This is a genomic window from Streptomyces sp. NPDC101191 (genome assembly GCF_044767915.1).
Lineage (GTDB): Bacteria > Actinomycetota > Actinomycetes > Streptomycetales > Streptomycetaceae > Streptomyces.
Map to the genome: position 1 here is coordinate 676,658 of NZ_JBIWOU010000003.1, position 15,634 is coordinate 692,291.

The window sequence follows — 15,634 nt, forward strand, 5'->3', positions numbered from 1 at the left end:
TCGACTAGGGAACGACCTGCTTGGTCAGGTCTAACTCCCTGTTGAGTTCCGAAACTTCCACCAGTTTGCGCCAGCGCGCAAGACGCGGTTGAAGCCGGTACAACTCGCCGAGGATCCTTGTGGAGCCCGTTCGTTGCGCGATGCCGAGGGCTTGTTCAGCGGCCCGGTGCGCGCCTTCCACGTCCTCCAGGATTGCGTTGGCCGTGGCGAGCCGGGCGAGACACAGCCCTCGGTCCCGCTCCTGCACGGCAGGCCAGTGCCGCAGACTCTTCTCGTACGTCACGACGGCTTGCTCGGGGCGCTCCAGGCGTACCTGGCAGTTGGCCGCTTCCATCTCGATGTACGAGACCGTGCAGTAGAAGGCCAGATCGTCATCGTCGCCTCTGTCGGCCGCCACGAGAGCCTGTTCGATGGCCCGCTCGGACTCGGCGGCCTCTCCGAGGCTCGCCTTGCTGTTCGCGAGCTGGCGAAGTACGACGGCGTGGACGCGAGGCGACAGCTCGGAGGCGTACCGGAGGGCAGCGAGAGCGAGGCCGGCGCCGTGGCCGGCGTGGCCCGCTTCCGTGGCGATGTTGCTGCGGCGCTGGAGCATGTACGCGATCACCATCGGATCGCCCAACTCTTGGGCGTACTCCATCGCCAGCCTGGTCCAGCGCATGGCGTCGTCGGTGCGGCCGGTGTCCTGGTGAAGCCAGCCGAGGAACTCCGCGTACCGTGCCCCCACGCGCAGGACCTCCTGCCGCAGCGGACCGTACGCCTCGCGACACATTTGCTCGATGAGGGGCATCTGGCTGCTCACCGGGGCCAGGAGGAACTGCGGGCCGACAAACGGTTCGGCCTGTGCGTGCTGCTGGAGCACCGAGGTGAGGTAGCTGAGCATCTCCGGGTTCACCGGCATCGGGGTCCGGCTCACCGCTGCTGTCGGTGTTGGCAGCAGCATGCTCGGTGTCGTGGCGACGCTCGTGCTGGTGGATGCGAAGCCGAGCTCTTCGTCCGTCGCCTCGTACACCTCCCGGAAGAGCGGTCGGTGGTCCGGACTCACGGGGCGTCGGCCGTTCTCGTACATCGAGATGAGCGTCTTCCAGCTCGTTGATGCCGGTGACTGTGCTCCCAGGCGCTGGGCCGCGGCCATCAACGCGTCGATTAGCTCGCCCTGCGTCCAGCCCATGTCCAGCCTGGCCTGCTGGAGTCTGCTCTTCGCCCCCATCGTTCCCCCGATGTTCGTCGCAGTGCCCCGCTCAATGATGGGCCAAGAGCCCGCCTCACGTGGGGAGTTAACAGTTAACTGCGCAATCCGTTAACCCTGTCCACTGACCGATGGCTGCGTCTCCGGCTTACTTTCCTCAGCGCCGCGGTGGTGGGCTCCGCTCCCGAGGCGTGCCTCGCTTACACGCCTTCGCAGTGCTCCGTCATCTTCCGACCCGAAACGAGGGATCCTGATGTCCCGAACGAGCACGATTCTCGGCAACACCCAGCTCGTGGTCGACACCGGCATGGCCAAGCCGGACGCGACGACCATCGTGGAGCGCAAGGGCCTCGGCCACCCCGACACCCTCGCCGACCACCTCGCCGAGCGGCTGTCCCGCGCGTACAGCCGCTACACCGTCGAACGCTTCGGTGCGGTGTTGCACCACAACTTCGACAAGCTCGCCCTTCTCGGCGGCGCGAGCGAAGTCCGCTACGGCGCCGGCCGGATGACCGCCCCGGTCAGGGTCCTCGTCAACGGGCGTGCCGCGCCCATGTGCGGCGGCGAGCGGATCCCCGTGGAGGAGATCGTGGAGGCCGAGGTGCGGGCGTTCTTCGCCCGTCGGCTTCCCGAGGTCTCGGACCACCTGGACATCACCTTCAACATCACCAGCAACTCCAGCCCCGGTGCCGTCCTCACGGGCGACGAGGTGCCCGACCGGACGCGGTGGTTCAACCCGCGATCGATCGAGGACCTGCGGGAGCGGCGGGTGCGACTGTCCAATGACACGTCGTTGGGAACGGGCTGGGCGCCGGAGAACGTCTTCGAGTCGTTCGTGCGCGATCTGGTCGACCACTTCTCCGGCGAGAGCGACTTCACCCTCTCGCACGCGTGGTGCGGATCGGACGTGAAGCTCATGGGCTACTGGGACGGTGAGCAGGCGGACATCGTCCTCTGTGTCCCGCAGAAGTCGCGGCTCGTCGCTAGCCGCGCGGAGTACGTGCGGAACACCGAGAGTGTCCTCGCCGAGTGCCACCGGCTGGCCGGCCTCCGGCTGCCCGGAGTCGAGACCCGCTTCCGGCTCAACGCGCGCGACGTGCCGGAGAAGGACGAGCTGTACCTCACGTACACCGGCAGCTCGATCGAGTCGGGCGACGAGGGCGTCGTGGGCCGCGGCAACCGCGTCAACGGCCTCATCACGCCCCTGCGGCCGATGAACCTGGAGGGTGCCAACGGCAAGAACCCCGTCTACCACGTGGGCAAGCTCTACAACATCGCCGCCCGCCGGCTCGCCGAGCGGCTTCACGAGGCGACGGATGGCCACGCCGAGGTTCACCTGGTGAGCACGACCGGGCAGCGACTCGACCAGCCGTGGCGCGTTCTTGTCCGTCTGTCGTCCCCGGACGTCGAGGTGGACAAGGTGCAGGCACTGGTGGCGGAGGCCCTGGACGAGTTCCCGGCGCTGACCGACGAGCTGGTCTCCGACGGGATCGTGCTGAGCTGATGGAGAAGCGGACGCTCGGCGAGGTCTCCGAGGAATGCCGCCGGCGGCTGGTCACGCACTACGGCCCGGGAGTCGCCGGCTGGCTCGACGCCGTGCCCAGGCTGATGGAGCGCGCGGCGGAGCGCTGGAAGCTCACACTCGGGACGTACCACGACGCCGGACACGCCTCAGTGGTCGTGACGGCCGGAACCCTCGACGGACGTCCGCTGCTTCTGAAGGCGTGGGTTGATCCCGCCCGCTTTTACGATGAGGTCACCGCCTTACGTCTATGGGCGGGCGGGCCGACGGCGGGCGTCGTCGAGGCGGCGGACGACCTGGCCGTGGCGGCCCTGGAGATGATCGGAGGTCGCCCCGGCGGTGGTGAGCGACCGCCTCGCGAGCTTCCCACCGTGGCCGCCGCCCTCCAGGGCCTCCATACCTTCGGTCGCCGTCGGCGCCGGCTGCGTGAGCTTCCTTCCCTGACCGCGTATCTCCACCAGGAGGTACGCCCTCGGGTGCGGCGCCGACTGCAATCGGTTGACGTCGGCCCGTGGCAGGAGCACGTCGACGCGGCCCTCCCGGCCCTCGTGACCCTGGAGGAGGACTCCGCTCGGTCCACCGTCGTGCACGCGGATCTCTACCGAGAGAACGTCCTCTTCGACTGGCTGGGCCACCCCCGCCTGATCGATCCCCTTCCGATGGTGGGCGACGCGGCCTTCGACTGGGCCTTCTGGACCGTGTACTACGACCTCGGGCACGGCACGGACGCCCGCTTGGCCGTCGCCGCCCGGATCTCCCGCGTTCCCGTGCCCGTCCTCGCGCCATGGTGCAGGGCCCTGGCCCTGGACGGCCTGCTCTTCTATCTCGACACCGGTGATCCGCGCGCTCCGAGGATGGCCGACGTCCTCGCATGGCTGTCGGCGCCGACCCCAAGGAGCCGATCATGACGACGTACGTTCTCCGCCACGGACAGACCAACTACAGCCGGCGCTACCTCGTCAACGGCGATCCGACCAAACCCATCCGCCTGAGCGAGGAAGGCCGCAGGTCGCTGAACAAGGGATGGAGCAGCTTGCCCCTCCACAGCGTGAAAACGTGGCTGGCCAGCGAATTCCCCCGCGCCCAGCAGACTGCCAATCTGCTGATGGGAGTCCCCGGGCCCGAACTGATCACCGATCCTCGATTGAACGAACTCGACTACGGGGAATTCGAGGGAGGCCCGTTCCTGGAGTACGCCGTCTGGCTCGACGGCCACGGCGCCCATGAGCGCCCGCCCGGCGGGAGCGAGTCGCAGCGTGAGGGCATCCGCAGGATGCTCACCGGGGTGCTCGCGACCCTGGATCACCCCGGTCCACGCGTCCTGGTGGCCCACGGGCTGCTGGTCTCGGTGCTCCTGTGGCACCGTGACCGGGCTCCCGGCGAGGCCATGCCCCTGTTCTTTCCGGAAGCGCCTTACGTCGAGCCCTTCACGATCCCGGACATGGAGCTGCCGGAATTCATCGCAACGCTGATGAACGATCTTGAAACTGGCGTTCAGGACCGCACCGGCGGCATCGGTGACTGGGGGGTATTCCGGAACGGGGACGGCTCGGCGGTTGCTACCGTCGATTCCGTATCCCCATCCCACTCGCAGGATCAGAAGGATCTTCCTCATGCATGATGCCCGCGCCCTGATCGACATGGGTGCCGACGCGGTTCGTCGGCTCGCTCGTCGCGGTTACTCCCTGGACCTGTCCGAGCTGGAGTCCCTCCAGTCTCGTCGCAACCAGAACATCCGCTCGGCCGACGAGCTGCGGGCAGAGTCCAAGCGAGTGGCGAGCGAGGTCCAGCAGACGGCCAAGCAGGGCGGCGACATCAGCAAGCTCAAGGAGCGCGCCCGCGAGATTAAGGACCAGGTCCGCGACATCGAGGCCGGCCAGGAGGAGATCGAGGCCCAGCTGCGCGACCTGCTCCTGAGCATCCCGAACCTGCCGGACGACTCGGCCCCCGACGGCGACTCCGAGGAGTTCGCCGTCGAGATCCGGCGCGTGGGCACGCCGCCCACGTTCACGTTCGAGCCGAAGGACCACGTCGATCTCGGCGAGGCCACCGGCATCCTCGACTTCGGTAGGGCGACCAAGCTGTCCGGGCCGCGCTTCGCGGTCTCGCGCGGCGCCGGCGCCGCCCTGGAGCGGGCACTGGCCACGCTCTTCCTCGACATCCACACCCGTCGCCACGGGTACACCGAGTACGTGGTCCCCTACCTGGTCACCCGCAAGACCATGACCGGTACCGGACAGCTCCCGAAGTTCGAGGAGGACCTGTTCAAGACCGGCGTCGCCGACCGCGAGCTCTTTCTCATCCCGACGGCCGAGGTCCCGCTGACCAACCTCTACGCCGACGAGATCATCCCTCCGGCCGAGCTGCCGGTGGCCATGACCGCCCACACCCCGTGCTTCCGCTCGGAGGCTGGCTCGTACGGGCGGGACACTCGCGGTCTGATCCGCCAGCACCAGTTCGCCAAGGTCGAGATGGTCAAGATCGTCGACCCGGAGACGGCGGACGCCGAGCTGGAGACGATGGTCGGCCACGCCGAGGCGTGCCTCAAGGAACTCGGCCTCGCCTACCGGGTCATCAAGCTGCCCGCCGGTGACACCGGCTTCTCCGCCCAGCTCACGTACGACATCGAGGTCTGGATCCCGAGCCAGAACACGTACCGCGAGATCTCCTCGGTCTCCAACTTCGGCACCTTCCAGGCCCGCCGGGCGAACATCCGGACCCGAGGCGAAGACGGCAAGCCCAAGCTCGTCGCCACCCTCAACGGCTCCGGCCTGCCCGTCGGCCGCACGCTGGCCGCGCTCCTCGAACAGTGCCAGCAGGAGGACGGCTCGCTCGTCCTTCCCGAATCCCTCTTCCCGTACCTCGGCTTCCGCCGGATCAAGGCGGACGGAACACCGGAGGCATAACGTGCCCGTCGGCGTCTGCGATTTCCCTGGTAGCTACGCCTTTCCCCCCGCCGGCTACGGCGGGATCGAACGATGGCTGTGGGCGGTCGCCGTAGGCGCCCGGGCCGCAGGCGCCGACGTACACCTCCTCGGGCCGGGCTGGCTCGCGGACCTGGAGAACGACTGGGTCCGCAAGCCGGTCCGCCTGGAGGACATCACCCTCGGATCGCTCGCCGAGCGCGACGTCCGCGACACCAAGTACGACCTCCTGGTCGTCGGGCACGAGTACCCCTCGCTGCCCGCCTGGACCCGCACCTGGAATGCGCTGGACTGCGACGTCGCCACCTTCCAGCACTCCCCGGTCTTCCAGCACGCCACCACCGCCTTCGACGGCAGGCGTTCCCGGCTGTACTGCTACTCGCCCGAGATGATCGAGCGGTACGCGGACCACCGGCCGATCCCCGAGCTGGCCGTGCACCTTGGCCTCGACGAGGAGGAACCGCCGGCGACCGCCGGACGCGACCTCGTCTGGCTTGGCCGCGTCGACGCAGAGAAGGCCCCTCACCTGGCGGTCCGCGCCGCCCAGATCCTCGGCCGCCGCATTCGCGTCGTCGGCCCGGTATTCGACCACGACTACGTCCAGAGCCACGCCCGTCTCTTCGACGCGGACCACGTCGAGTGGATCGGCGAACTTGGAGGGCCGGCCAAGACGGCCGCCATCCGCGACGCCTCCGTATTCGTCTATACCTACGCCCGCACGTACGTGGAAGCTGGCGCCGCCGTCTTCGGCGAGTCCCTCCGCGCCGGCACCCCCATGGCTGCGCTTACCTGGCGCACGGGCACTTGCGCCGAGGCGGCCCTGTGCGACCAGACGGGCGCCATCACCGTCGTCGACCCGGACGAGGACGACGAGACCGCGGCCCAGCGACTCGCGCTCGCTATTGAGCAGGCGGAGACCCTCGACCACCGGCAGGTTCAGGAGATCGGCCAGCACCGCTTTGACCCCGCCCGGCACTTCCTGGCGATGGCGTCCCGGTCGTGCTGACCGGCACAGCTCGTACGACCGGAGACGCACTGGCCTCGCGGATACCCTCCGTGCTCCGCAGGTCGTTATCCCACTCGCAGTGGGAGTTCACCATCGACGGCCCTCACGTCGACATCCGACACCAGCGGCGAGGCACCCCGTACCGCCCGCCACGTCGGCCGCCCTCGTGGAGAGAACTCCTCCGCAGCCTGGAGACCGCCTTCGCCCACGTCGGAGCTCCACGCGACGACTGTCTCCCGCTCCGCTGGGGGCGCGACACAGAACTGACCATCTCGGCGATCCAGGCCCTCGACCCGCTCCTCAAGGATGGAAGACCCCAGACGTACCGCCGAGGCTTCCTCCCCCAACCGGTTGTCCGCCTCACCGGTGAACGCGATACCGCCGGCGACCTCTGCGACGGCTTCCTGACCTCCTTCGTCAACGTCTCCCGCGTCCAACCCGTAGGAGGACTTGACGCGTACGGCGCGATTCTCGACGGCTGGTTTTCCGTCCTCTCCCAACTCGGCTTCCACGCCCGCCACCTGAGTGTCCACGGGACCCTGACCCCCTGGCGCCGGCGCGAGGTGGAGGGCATCACACTGCACTTCCGCCACCTCGGGCTCGACCTCGGCGACATCGTCCTGCTGTGGAACGCCGAGGACCCGACCCGCATGGCCGTAGACCTGGGAACCGGACTGGAACGCCTCGCCTGGGCACGCACCCAGCAACGCTGGCACGAGCTGATCTACGGAGACTTCGCCGACACGGCGCCACCCACCACGCTGGACGCCATCCGTACTGCGACGCTCCTCCTCGGCAGCGGGATCACCCCCGCGCCCCGCGGGGCCGGGGGTGTCACCCGGAGGGTCATAGGCACGATCGACCCCGAAGCGGTACGCCTCGGGGTCAGCGCCTTAGTTCGCGCGGCACACGGCTACTGGTCACTCGTCGGTGCCCTACGTGCTCCGTGGCCGCAGATCGCTTGTGCCATCGAGGAAGAGGTACGCAGATGAGGGAAGGCGGCCAGCGGCCCATCGCCGCAGCCATCGTGGTGCATCAAGGACGCGTGCTCATGGTGCGGCGACGGGTAAGCGAGGGCGAGCTCTCCTGGCAGTTCCCGGCCGGAGAGGTCGAGCCGGGTGAGTCTCGCGAGGACGCCGCCGTGCGGGAGACCCAGGAGGAGACCGGCCTGGACGTGGTCGTTGTGAAGCTGCTTGGCGAGCGGGTTCACCCGAAGACGGGCCGGTTGATGTCGTACACAGCCTGCGAGGTGGTGGGCGGCATTGCTCACGTCTCGGACACCGAGGAGCTGGCCGAGCTTGCTTGGGTCGCCCACCGCGAGATTCCGAAGTACGTGCCGTACGGGTTGTTCGAGCCGGTGCAGCAACACCTCGATGTGGTCCTGCACCTCTGACGAAGGTCATTGAGTGCGCCGGAGGGACCTGCGAGTCGATGCGGTGTCCGCTAGGCAGTGTCTGACAAATGATCACGAGCTGGTTTCGCGGAGCCAGAGGATCAGCGAGGCCAGAACGACTCCGGCACGGTAGCGGTCGGCGAGCTTGTCGAATCTGGTCGCGATCGCGCGGAACTGCTTGAGGCGTGCGAAGCATCGTTCGACCACGTTGCGCTCGCGGTAGACCTCCTCGTCGAAGGCGGGCGGCCGGCCGCCGAGGCGCCCTCGGCGCCGGCGGTTGGCCGCTTGATCGCGACGCTCGGGGATCGTGACGGCGATGCCGCGGCTCCGCAGCAGGCGCCGGATCGCCCGGCTGGAGTAGGCCTTTTCGCCCAGGACTCGGGTCGGTGTCCTGCGCGGGCGGCCGGTGCCGACTCTCGGAACGCGGATCCCGTCGAGGACCTGGCCGAAGGCGGTGGCGTCGTTGACGTTGCCGGGCGTGAGCACGATGGACAGGGGCAGGCCCCGGCCGTCGACGGCGAGGTGGACCTTGGTGGTCAGCCCGCCTCGGGACCGGCCGAGGGCCTGGCGCGTCTGCGAGCGGCCCGGATCTTCCAGTTCGTCCCCGTCTGCGGCCCCTTTTTGCGGGCGCCGGCCGCGTGCTGGTGGGCCCGGTTGATCGTGGAGTCGACGGCGACGGTCCACTCCACCCGGCCCACCGCGTCGTCGCGGACCTGGACATGTTCCAGCAGCTTCGCCCAGGTCCCATCCGCTTCCCAGCGGGCGAACCGCTCGTAGACGGTCTGCCAGGGTCCGTACCGCTCGGGCAGATCGCGCCACGGAGCCCCGGTCCGCAGCCGCCACAGCACCCCGTTGACCACCTGCCGGTGATCACGCCACGGACGACCACGTCCATCCACCCGCGGCAACAGGGGCTCTATTCGCTCCCACGCCGCTTCCGTCAACTCGCCTCGACCTGCCACAAGATCAATGATCAGAGTGCTCGTGCTCGGACTCGCGCGCGGGGTCCGTCATGAAACGGCTCAGCCGGTAGATGGTCGGCACCCCCAGGCGTCCGCACAGGGTGTCGATCCGGATCATCGACCCGTCGACTCCTGCTTCCCGAAGACGGCGCAACCTCGTACGCATCTCCGCCTGGTCCTGAGTCTCAACGACGACTTCCCACTGTCCCGCGTCCGGCGCGGTGCGAGCAGCAAGCCGCTGCCGCGCGTCCTCTTGCCGCCGCCTTCTTTTCCCCTGTCCTGGCACCGGCCCAGAATTGCTGGCTGGCGTCAGGACGGCAAGGCAATTGGACCGAACACGCACACGCTCGGTGATCATTTGTCAGACAGGCCCTAGCGGGGAAGTCTCCCAGCCGCTGGCCGCTGGTTACTACGTGAGCGCCTTGCCTGTGTGCTCAGTCCTCACGCGGGCGGAAGCCGTCGGCGCCCGCAGCGACGATAGTGACCAACCGGTCGTAGTCGATGAGGTCCTCGTCGGTCATGAGGGCGGCGAGAGCTTTGTGGTGCTGGACGGCGTACTTGAGCAGGAGCTCGGCCAGTACGAGCGAGGCTGCCTCCGCCTCCGCTCCAGCCTCAGGGTTGTGGACGTGGACGCCGGCGGCCTGGAGTTCTTCGAGGGTGGCGTCATCGGCGAGGGCCTGTTCCTCGTCGGTGAAGGGGCGTCCGTCGAGGTGGCGGAAGGTGCGGGTACCCGACGGTCGGTTGAAGTCCGTGTCGAACAGCAGGGCCATGACGTGGGGGCGAGGGGTGGATGCGGGCATAGGGGTTCTCCTCAAAAGGGGCGGGGGTGGGTGCCGATGTGCCCATGATCTGGAGAATCCCCGGTTAGCCTAACCGGGGATTGTCGGTTACCTTTTGCGGCTCGGTTTTCGCGGTTCAGCGTCGTCGTGGGGAAGCATTCGCGGGCCTGGTCCCGGTTTGCGCGGTCCGTCCCGGCGAGGCGACCGCGTGCTTGCCGGTGGCGCGCTGGCCCTGGGCGTTTTGGGGATCCGCAGGGAGGTTGGTTATCCGGCGTAGCCGCCACACGAGTACATCGCTCATGCGTTCCGCTGTGTCCAGTTCCCGTTGGGCGACAGCCTGTGTGAGCAGGGTGGTGGGGTCGTAGCCGGCGCTCTGCGTCTCGGCGAGTGTGGCTGCGAGGGCGGGCCAGCCGGGTTCGGCGAGGATTCGGCCAGCCAGTTCGGGCAGGGCCTGGTGTACGGCGGTGGCGTGGTGGCGTTGCCAGGATGGAGCCAGGCGAGCGCCCCGATGGTGGAGCAGGGCCAAGGGCTGGGTAGCGGCGGCCTGGTAGGCGGCGCGCAGGTGTTCGGCGGCCTGGTGGGCGGCCTCGGCCTGCTGGGCATGCTGCTTCTTGGCGTGCCAGTGTGCGGTGGCGGTGATCAGGAAGAACAGCATGTCGAGCGCCATGGCCGTGGTGGCGCCGTCCTCGCCTCGGCCGAGGGCCGGGCCGCTACGGACGAGGTCGAGGGCGGCTCGGCGCAGGGCGCTGTCGTGACCGCGTGCGGCGCGGATGTGGGACCGGGAAGCGCGTTCGAACGAGGTGGCTGCTGCCTGGAGTTCGTTGCGGGTGTGGGCGGCGGAGGTCTGGGCGAGGGCGTCGAGGACTTCGCCGGTGGCGGCGATCTGCGCGGCGATGACGCCGTCGTCGCCGTGGTCGATGACGAGCAGGGCCTGCCAGGCGGCGGCACTGGCGCGCCGGCGTGCGGACGCGGGACCGGTCACTGACGGCAGGGCCGGGTGCTGGGTGGGGTCGTCCGAGGTCTTGGTCCAGCGGTCGCGGATGCGGGGCAGGGAGAGGTCCGGGGCGAGCTTGGAGCCGGAGTAGATGACGGGCTCGCCCTTGGCGTTGCGGTCGCCGGGCAGGGCGACGGTGTAGCCGAGGGTGTCGCCCGACGGCGCGACGCGTCGCCGGATGAGCAGACCTGCCGCTGCGAGGCGGTCGAAGAACTCCTCCTCGCTCGCCGCTCCGGCCATCGAGCGGCGGACCGCCTCGCGTAGTTCCTCGCGCGGAGTGCGCTGCAGGCCACGGCGGTCGGCCTTGTGACGCTCGGCGCTGGTGGGCCGCTTGGCGGCAGTGCCATCGCCCGGCGTGACCCGGCACAGGCCGTAGTCGGCCTCGATGGCGCGGGCCTCGGCCTGGGCGCGGCGGGCCTCGTTGTGCAGGCGGGGCCGCCGGCCGTCCTCGCGGACCAGGGTGGCGATGATGTGGATGTGGTCGTCGGCGTGCCGGACAGCGGCCCACCGGCAGGCGGCATCGTCGCCGACGGGGGCGATGCCGGTGGCGGCCACCATGCGGCGGGCGATGGCTGTCCAGTCGTCGTCGGACAGGATCGGGTCTTCAGGGCTGGCGCGTACGGACAGGTGCCACACGTGCTTCTCGGGTCGCCGCCCGGCGGGCAGGGCGTTGACGGGCTGGTCGAGCAGCCGCTGCAGCTGCCCGTAGGTGGCCTGCGGGTCGCGGCCGGGGTCGGGGGTGAGCGGGTCGAAGGCGGCCACCAGATGGGGGTCGGTGTGCTCCTCGTGGGAGCCGGGGCCGTACAGGTAGCGGATCAGGCCGATCGTCGCGCTGCCGCGCTTGTGGATGCGGGGGATCACGCCGGGGCACCGCCGTCCCGGTGGGCGAGCAGGGCATCGGCGGCCTCCTCCATGCGACGGGCCGCGCTCAGGACGGCCTGGGCGGTGGCGTCGAGGTGGGGTGCATCGGCACCGGAGTTGAGGGCCTTGGCGACCTGGTTGAACAGGCCGTGTATTCGACCCAGGTGTCGGCGGGCGGCGAACACCTCGTCGATGACTTCCCGTTCGGTGGCGATCTCGGCGGCGGTGCGGGTTAGGTCGCGGGCGGCCTTGTCGACGGCGTAGGCGAGGAAGGCAGCGTTGGTCATCTGGCACTGGACGGCTGCGTCGGTGAAGCGCTTGTACTCGGCGTCGTTCATGCGGCAGCTGGGCTGGTGCAGGCGCTTGCGGGGCTTCGGCTGACGGGCGCGCTGACGCCGCCGCGAAAGGGACTCGGTCTGCCGTCCCCCTCCTGGCTGCGGTCCGCCCTCGGTCGCAGCCTGCCGGTCGGGCGCCCCCTGGCGCAGGACCGGTCCCGCCACCCCTGGGGCGGGAACCCCGGGAGCATTGCTCCCGGGACAACTTGCTCCGCCTATTGCTGGGGTGGTGATCGGCTGGTGCTGGGGAGTGGTGGGTTCGTGGTGGGGGTCGTGCACTGGATCTCCGTCTCAGGTCATTGCTGTGGTGAGTTGCGGTTTCGGGGATCAGGCATCTGTGCGCGTGGCCCCGAGTTGGGACTTGAATGCGCGGACGACTCGGCCTGCGTCGTTGCTGGCGACGCTGTAGCCGGCGTCGCGCACGGCGTCCTCCACTCGGTCGCGTCCGACGCTGCCGGTCTCCTCGTACATGCGGCGGGCGAACTGGAGGATGACTTCGTCGGAGGCACTGGACTTGCGACCGGACCGCTTCGGCTTCGGCGTGGGGCGCTTGGCTGGTGGGGTGTGTGAGCCGCTGCCCGTGGATGGCGGAACGGCCTCTTGCGGGCGGGCTGCCCGATTCGGGCGGGCTGTCGTTTTCGGGCCGGAGCTGGCGGTGGGATCCGGGCGGGCAGATCGGACCCGGGCGCCCGGGTGGGATTCCTCGTCGCCCGGATCTGATGGGTGCGGGCGACGGCGGTCTTCTGCCCGCCCGTCCCCGCCCGCCCGCTCGTCGGTGTCTGCCCGGGAGTGGTCGGGCTGTGCTGCGGGCGGGCTGACGGGCTGCCCGGCCAGCGGGGTCCAGCGCCCAGGCAGGTCGATGGTGGCCAGGGCAGCTGCTTGGCGGCGGGTGGCGAGCTGGCGCAGCAGCTGCTCGTTGCGGAGCGGGTCGGCGTCGATGCCGGAGCGGGCGAGGGCCTTGGACAGGCGACGCACGGTGCGCCGGCCCGCCCGTTCGGTGCGCTGCTCGGGCGTCATCTCGGCGAGGCGGGCGGCCAGAGCGACGGCCCGGTGCGTAGCCCGGTCGTGGATGATCTGGGCGGCGCCCTGGTCCTGTTCGACGATCCCCAGGCGGGCGAGCAGCCGTTCGCGGGCCTGTCGCGTGAGGACGGCGGCCAGCCCGCGGGAGGCGGCGTCGGGGGTCCGGTGGCGGAGCTCGATGCCCATGGCCAGATGCCACAGCACGGCGGCCATCACCGGGCCGGTGAAGGCACGCACGGTGCCGCCGACGGGGCCGGCCTCAGCGTAGGCGGGGATGGTCTGCGTGGCGGTGATTACCCAGACCAGGACTCCCGGCAGGCCGGCTGCCTGCCTTGGCCCGTGCAGGTTCTGGCGGGCCATCAGGGCCATCGAGAACAGGGCGAGCTCGGCGGCGGCGAACATCGCGGTGCGCTCAGCGGTGTTGCGCATGTCGAGGTAGTGGGCGGCGAACCGCCAGCTGGTGTCCGCGCTGTAGGCGGTGCACACGAGTGCCGCCACGGTCGCTGTGACGACGGCGGCCGAGAGGCGCCGCTTCCGATCGCGGGTGTGGTGTTGGCTGCGTCGAGCCTTCAGGCTCGCGAGCAGTGCGCCGGCGGCGACGGCCAGGACGGCCACGGGCAGGAGTGGACCGTCGGTGGACGGGAGCGAAGCGGTGGCGAGCATGTCGGTTATGGCAGGGGACATGTACGGGGCTACTCCGGGGAGAGTGAGGAGGCGATCACGACGTTCACGGGTGGGGGCGTACACGCGGGCCCCCTTCTAAAGGGGGGCCCGCGCGTGATCGCTTGGGTGCGTGTACGCCGTGGACGGTCGCGTGATCGCTCTACCTGCGGTTTTGCGGTGAGCGTGTGCGCTGTGAGCGGTTCACGGCGGTCTGCGGGCGGGAGGGCCGCGTGTACGGTCGCGTGAACGCTTTCGGGTGTCGGTGCAGGTTCAGCCGACAGCGGTGAGGTGGCGGGCGGAGGCGTAATAGCGGGCCTGCTGGCCGCCTCCGGCTCCTCCGGCGGTGCCGTCGGCCTTGGTGGCCAGGCCGCTGTCGACGAGGCGGCTGAGGTGGCGTCGCGCCTTCTCGATGTCGGCTCGTTCGGGGTCACCGCCGCCGATGAGGATGATCGCCAGGTCGCGTGCGGTCAGCCCGTTGGGGGCGTTGCGCAGCAGGGCAGCTGGGTCCTTGGTGGGGTCGACGGTGGTAGTGCCACGCACGTGATCGTGGGTGACGTCCAGGGGGCCGACTTCACCGGTGGAGGTCTTGAGGTGGTGCAGGGTGACGGCGGGGTCGCCTGCCCGGCCGGTGACGAACAGGACGCTGCCCGCGCCGGAGGTAAACCAGGTGGAGCCGTAGACCTGGTCCAGGCTGGGGCGCTGGCCGCGCGGTGTGTCGGCCGTGGCCTTCCGCTGGTGGTGCAGCTCCATGATCTCCACGCCGTTGCGAATGGCGCGCATGCGGGCGTTGTGGAAGGCGACCGCGAGACTGTCGTCGACCATCGTGCTGACCGCGTCCTTGAGGCTGTCGATCACGATGGTGTCGGCCTGGTGGGCGGCGGCGAGGTCGGCGAGGAGGTCGGGCTCCTTGTCGAGGGTGGCGGGCAGCGGGCCCTCCCAGACCACGAGCCGCTCGCGCAGGATCTTCTCGTCGGTGGGGAAGACGCGGCGGGCCATGGCCTTGGCGATCTGCTTGGGGCGGTCCATCGCCAGGTAGAGCACGCGCCTGCTGGGGGCGACGGGCATCTCCAGGACGGTCTCCTGCAGACCGATGCGGGCGAAGATCACCTGATGGGCCAGGGTCGTCTTGCCGACGCCCGGAGCGCCGACGATCATCAGGCTCTCGCCGGAGGCCCAGACGGTCTTCTCGCGGGTGCCCCACAGGGGCTCGGTGTCCGCGCCGCTCTCTTTGACGAACGACCATCCGTTGGTGGCGAAGCGGGACAGCCGTCCCTGTCCCGAGGCGAGTGCGCGCTCGCGTTCGGCGCGTACTTCTGCTTCGACCTCGCTGCGGATCGCCTCGGGATCAGCGCCGGGTTCCTGGGCCCGCTGGAGGGTCCGTACAGCGGAGGTCATCAGGCGGCGTAGGTCGGCCTTCGCGCGGACGATCTCCGCGTGGTGCTCGGCGCTGCCGGTGCCGTAGGGCGCGTCGGCGAGCTGGAACACATAGGTGGGACCGCCGACCCGTTGCAGATCGCCTTGCTGCTGGAGCAGTTCGGTGAGGACGATCGGGTCGGTCGGCTTGTCCTCGCGGTGCTGGGTGAGGAGCGCGCGCCAGATGGTCTCGTGGGCGGGCCGGTAGAAGGCGTCGTCGCCGAGGACGGGCCGGGCCGCGTCGATGACGTCGGCTTTGTGCATGCAGGCGCCAAGGACCGCGCGCTCGGCGTCCAGGTTGAACGGAGGTTCCGTCGGGGTGGGACCTTCGTCGAAGCGGGATGGCGTCTGGGATGGCAGGGTCGTACCCTGGGTCACGGAGCTCCTCATCCGGCAGGCCATTACGGGGCGGCAACCCCGGCCTCCGGTTTCGATCGTTCAGGGATGGATGGTTGTGCGGTGGAGCCTCTACTTCGGCCCCGGTGTTCGTAGCACCGGGGCCGCTTGCGTGTGCGGATCCGTCCGCCGCTGTACGGCGGACTACGACCATAGCCGAGATTTTCGGCAGCGCAACGC

The 15,634-nt window shown here is 69.6% G+C and carries 13 protein-coding genes and 1 pseudogene; 7 read left to right on the plus strand and 7 right to left on the minus strand.

Going from position 1 to position 15,634, the window contains the following annotated elements; all coding sequences use genetic code 11:
* Window positions 1-4 precede the first annotated feature (4 nt).
* Window positions 5-1,168 (minus strand): hypothetical protein, encoded by a 1,164-nt coding sequence (locus ACIRQF_RS16315; RefSeq protein WP_404092704.1) that lies wholly within the window; start codon window positions 1,166-1,168, stop codon window positions 5-7.
* Between the two features lie 271 nt (window positions 1,169-1,439).
* Between ACIRQF_RS16315 and ACIRQF_RS16320 the strand changes: the two genes are divergently transcribed.
* From ACIRQF_RS16320 to ACIRQF_RS16350, 7 genes are read left to right on the plus strand one after another with little or no spacing between them, the layout of a single operon-like run.
* Window positions 1,440-2,690 carry a methionine adenosyltransferase gene (locus ACIRQF_RS16320; protein ID WP_404092706.1) on the plus strand — a complete coding sequence of 417 codons (1,251 nt, stop codon included), beginning with the start codon at window positions 1,440-1,442 and terminating at the stop codon, window positions 2,688-2,690.
* On the plus strand, window positions 2,690-3,616 hold the full coding sequence (locus tag ACIRQF_RS16325; RefSeq protein ID WP_404092709.1) for a phosphotransferase: 927 nt from the start codon (window positions 2,690-2,692) through the stop codon (window positions 3,614-3,616). Before ACIRQF_RS16320 ends, ACIRQF_RS16325 begins: the two co-directional genes overlap by 1 nt.
* Window positions 3,613-4,329, plus strand: coding sequence for a histidine phosphatase family protein (locus ACIRQF_RS16330; RefSeq protein ID WP_404092712.1), 717 nt, complete (start codon window positions 3,613-3,615; stop codon window positions 4,327-4,329). Before ACIRQF_RS16325 ends, ACIRQF_RS16330 begins: the two co-directional genes overlap by 4 nt.
* Window positions 4,322-5,614 (plus strand): serine--tRNA ligase, encoded by a 1,293-nt coding sequence (gene serS / locus ACIRQF_RS16335; RefSeq protein ID WP_404092715.1) that lies wholly within the window; start codon window positions 4,322-4,324, stop codon window positions 5,612-5,614. The genes ACIRQF_RS16330 and serS overlap by 8 nt, the downstream gene beginning before the upstream one ends.
* A gap of 1 nt (window position 5,615) precedes the next feature.
* Window positions 5,616-6,638, plus strand: coding sequence for a glycosyltransferase (locus ACIRQF_RS16340; protein ID WP_404092717.1), 1,023 nt, complete (start codon window positions 5,616-5,618; stop codon window positions 6,636-6,638).
* A gap of 50 nt (window positions 6,639-6,688) precedes the next feature.
* A complete protein-coding gene (locus tag ACIRQF_RS16345; RefSeq protein ID WP_404092720.1) occupies window positions 6,689-7,630 on the plus strand; it encodes a hypothetical protein in 942 nt (313 codons plus the stop codon).
* Window positions 7,627-8,031, plus strand: a complete 405-nt coding sequence (locus tag ACIRQF_RS16350; RefSeq protein ID WP_404092722.1) for an NUDIX hydrolase — start codon at window positions 7,627-7,629, stop codon at window positions 8,029-8,031. The genes ACIRQF_RS16345 and ACIRQF_RS16350 overlap by 4 nt, the downstream gene beginning before the upstream one ends.
* A 50-nt stretch (window positions 8,032-8,081) precedes the next feature.
* Here ACIRQF_RS16350 and ACIRQF_RS16355 read toward each other — a convergent pair.
* The 6 genes and pseudogenes from ACIRQF_RS16355 to ACIRQF_RS16380 form a co-directional block, all read right to left on the minus strand.
* Window positions 8,082-8,993 (minus strand): annotated as a pseudogene (locus tag ACIRQF_RS16355) (IS5 family transposase).
* A gap of 434 nt (window positions 8,994-9,427) precedes the next feature.
* Complete coding sequence (locus ACIRQF_RS16360) at window positions 9,428-9,793, minus strand: hypothetical protein (protein ID WP_404092725.1); 366 nt, start codon at window positions 9,791-9,793, stop codon at window positions 9,428-9,430.
* 115 nt (window positions 9,794-9,908) lie between these two features.
* Window positions 9,909-11,627: a mobilization protein gene (locus tag ACIRQF_RS16365; protein WP_404092727.1), complete on the minus strand. Its 1,719-nt coding sequence runs from the start codon at window positions 11,625-11,627 to the stop codon at window positions 9,909-9,911.
* Window positions 11,624-11,965 (minus strand): plasmid mobilization relaxosome protein MobC, encoded by a 342-nt coding sequence (locus ACIRQF_RS16370; RefSeq protein ID WP_404092730.1) that lies wholly within the window; start codon window positions 11,963-11,965, stop codon window positions 11,624-11,626. The genes ACIRQF_RS16365 and ACIRQF_RS16370 overlap by 4 nt, the downstream gene beginning before the upstream one ends.
* 324 nt (window positions 11,966-12,289) lie before the next feature.
* Window positions 12,290-13,666, minus strand: coding sequence for a hypothetical protein (locus ACIRQF_RS16375; RefSeq protein WP_404092732.1), 1,377 nt, complete (start codon window positions 13,664-13,666; stop codon window positions 12,290-12,292).
* 249 nt (window positions 13,667-13,915) lie between these two features.
* Window positions 13,916-15,436 (minus strand): DnaB-like helicase N-terminal domain-containing protein, encoded by a 1,521-nt coding sequence (locus ACIRQF_RS16380; RefSeq protein WP_404092735.1) that lies wholly within the window; start codon window positions 15,434-15,436, stop codon window positions 13,916-13,918.
* Window positions 15,437-15,634 lie beyond the last annotated feature (198 nt).

Bases quoted from the DNA above. Each gene is read 5' to 3' on its own strand.
- ACIRQF_RS16315 (WP_404092704.1), bottom strand. From the start codon at position 1,168: ATGGGCTGGACGCAGGGCGAGCTAATCGACGCGTTGATGGCCGCGGCC.
- ACIRQF_RS16320 (WP_404092706.1), top strand. From the start codon at position 1,440: ATGTCCCGAACGAGCACGATTCTCGGCAACACCCAGCTCGTGGTCGAC.
- ACIRQF_RS16325 (WP_404092709.1), top strand. From the start codon at position 2,690: ATGGAGAAGCGGACGCTCGGCGAGGTCTCCGAGGAATGCCGCCGGCGG.
- ACIRQF_RS16330 (WP_404092712.1), top strand. From the start codon at position 3,613: ATGACGACGTACGTTCTCCGCCACGGACAGACCAACTACAGCCGGCGC.
- serS (WP_404092715.1), top strand. From the start codon at position 4,322: ATGCATGATGCCCGCGCCCTGATCGACATGGGTGCCGACGCGGTTCGT.
- ACIRQF_RS16350 (WP_404092722.1), top strand. From the start codon at position 7,627: ATGAGGGAAGGCGGCCAGCGGCCCATCGCCGCAGCCATCGTGGTGCAT.
- ACIRQF_RS16360 (WP_404092725.1), bottom strand. From the start codon at position 9,793: ATGCCCGCATCCACCCCTCGCCCCCACGTCATGGCCCTGCTGTTCGAC.
- ACIRQF_RS16370 (WP_404092730.1), bottom strand. From the start codon at position 11,965: ATGAACGACGCCGAGTACAAGCGCTTCACCGACGCAGCCGTCCAGTGC.
- ACIRQF_RS16375 (WP_404092732.1), bottom strand. From the start codon at position 13,666: ATGTCCCCTGCCATAACCGACATGCTCGCCACCGCTTCGCTCCCGTCC.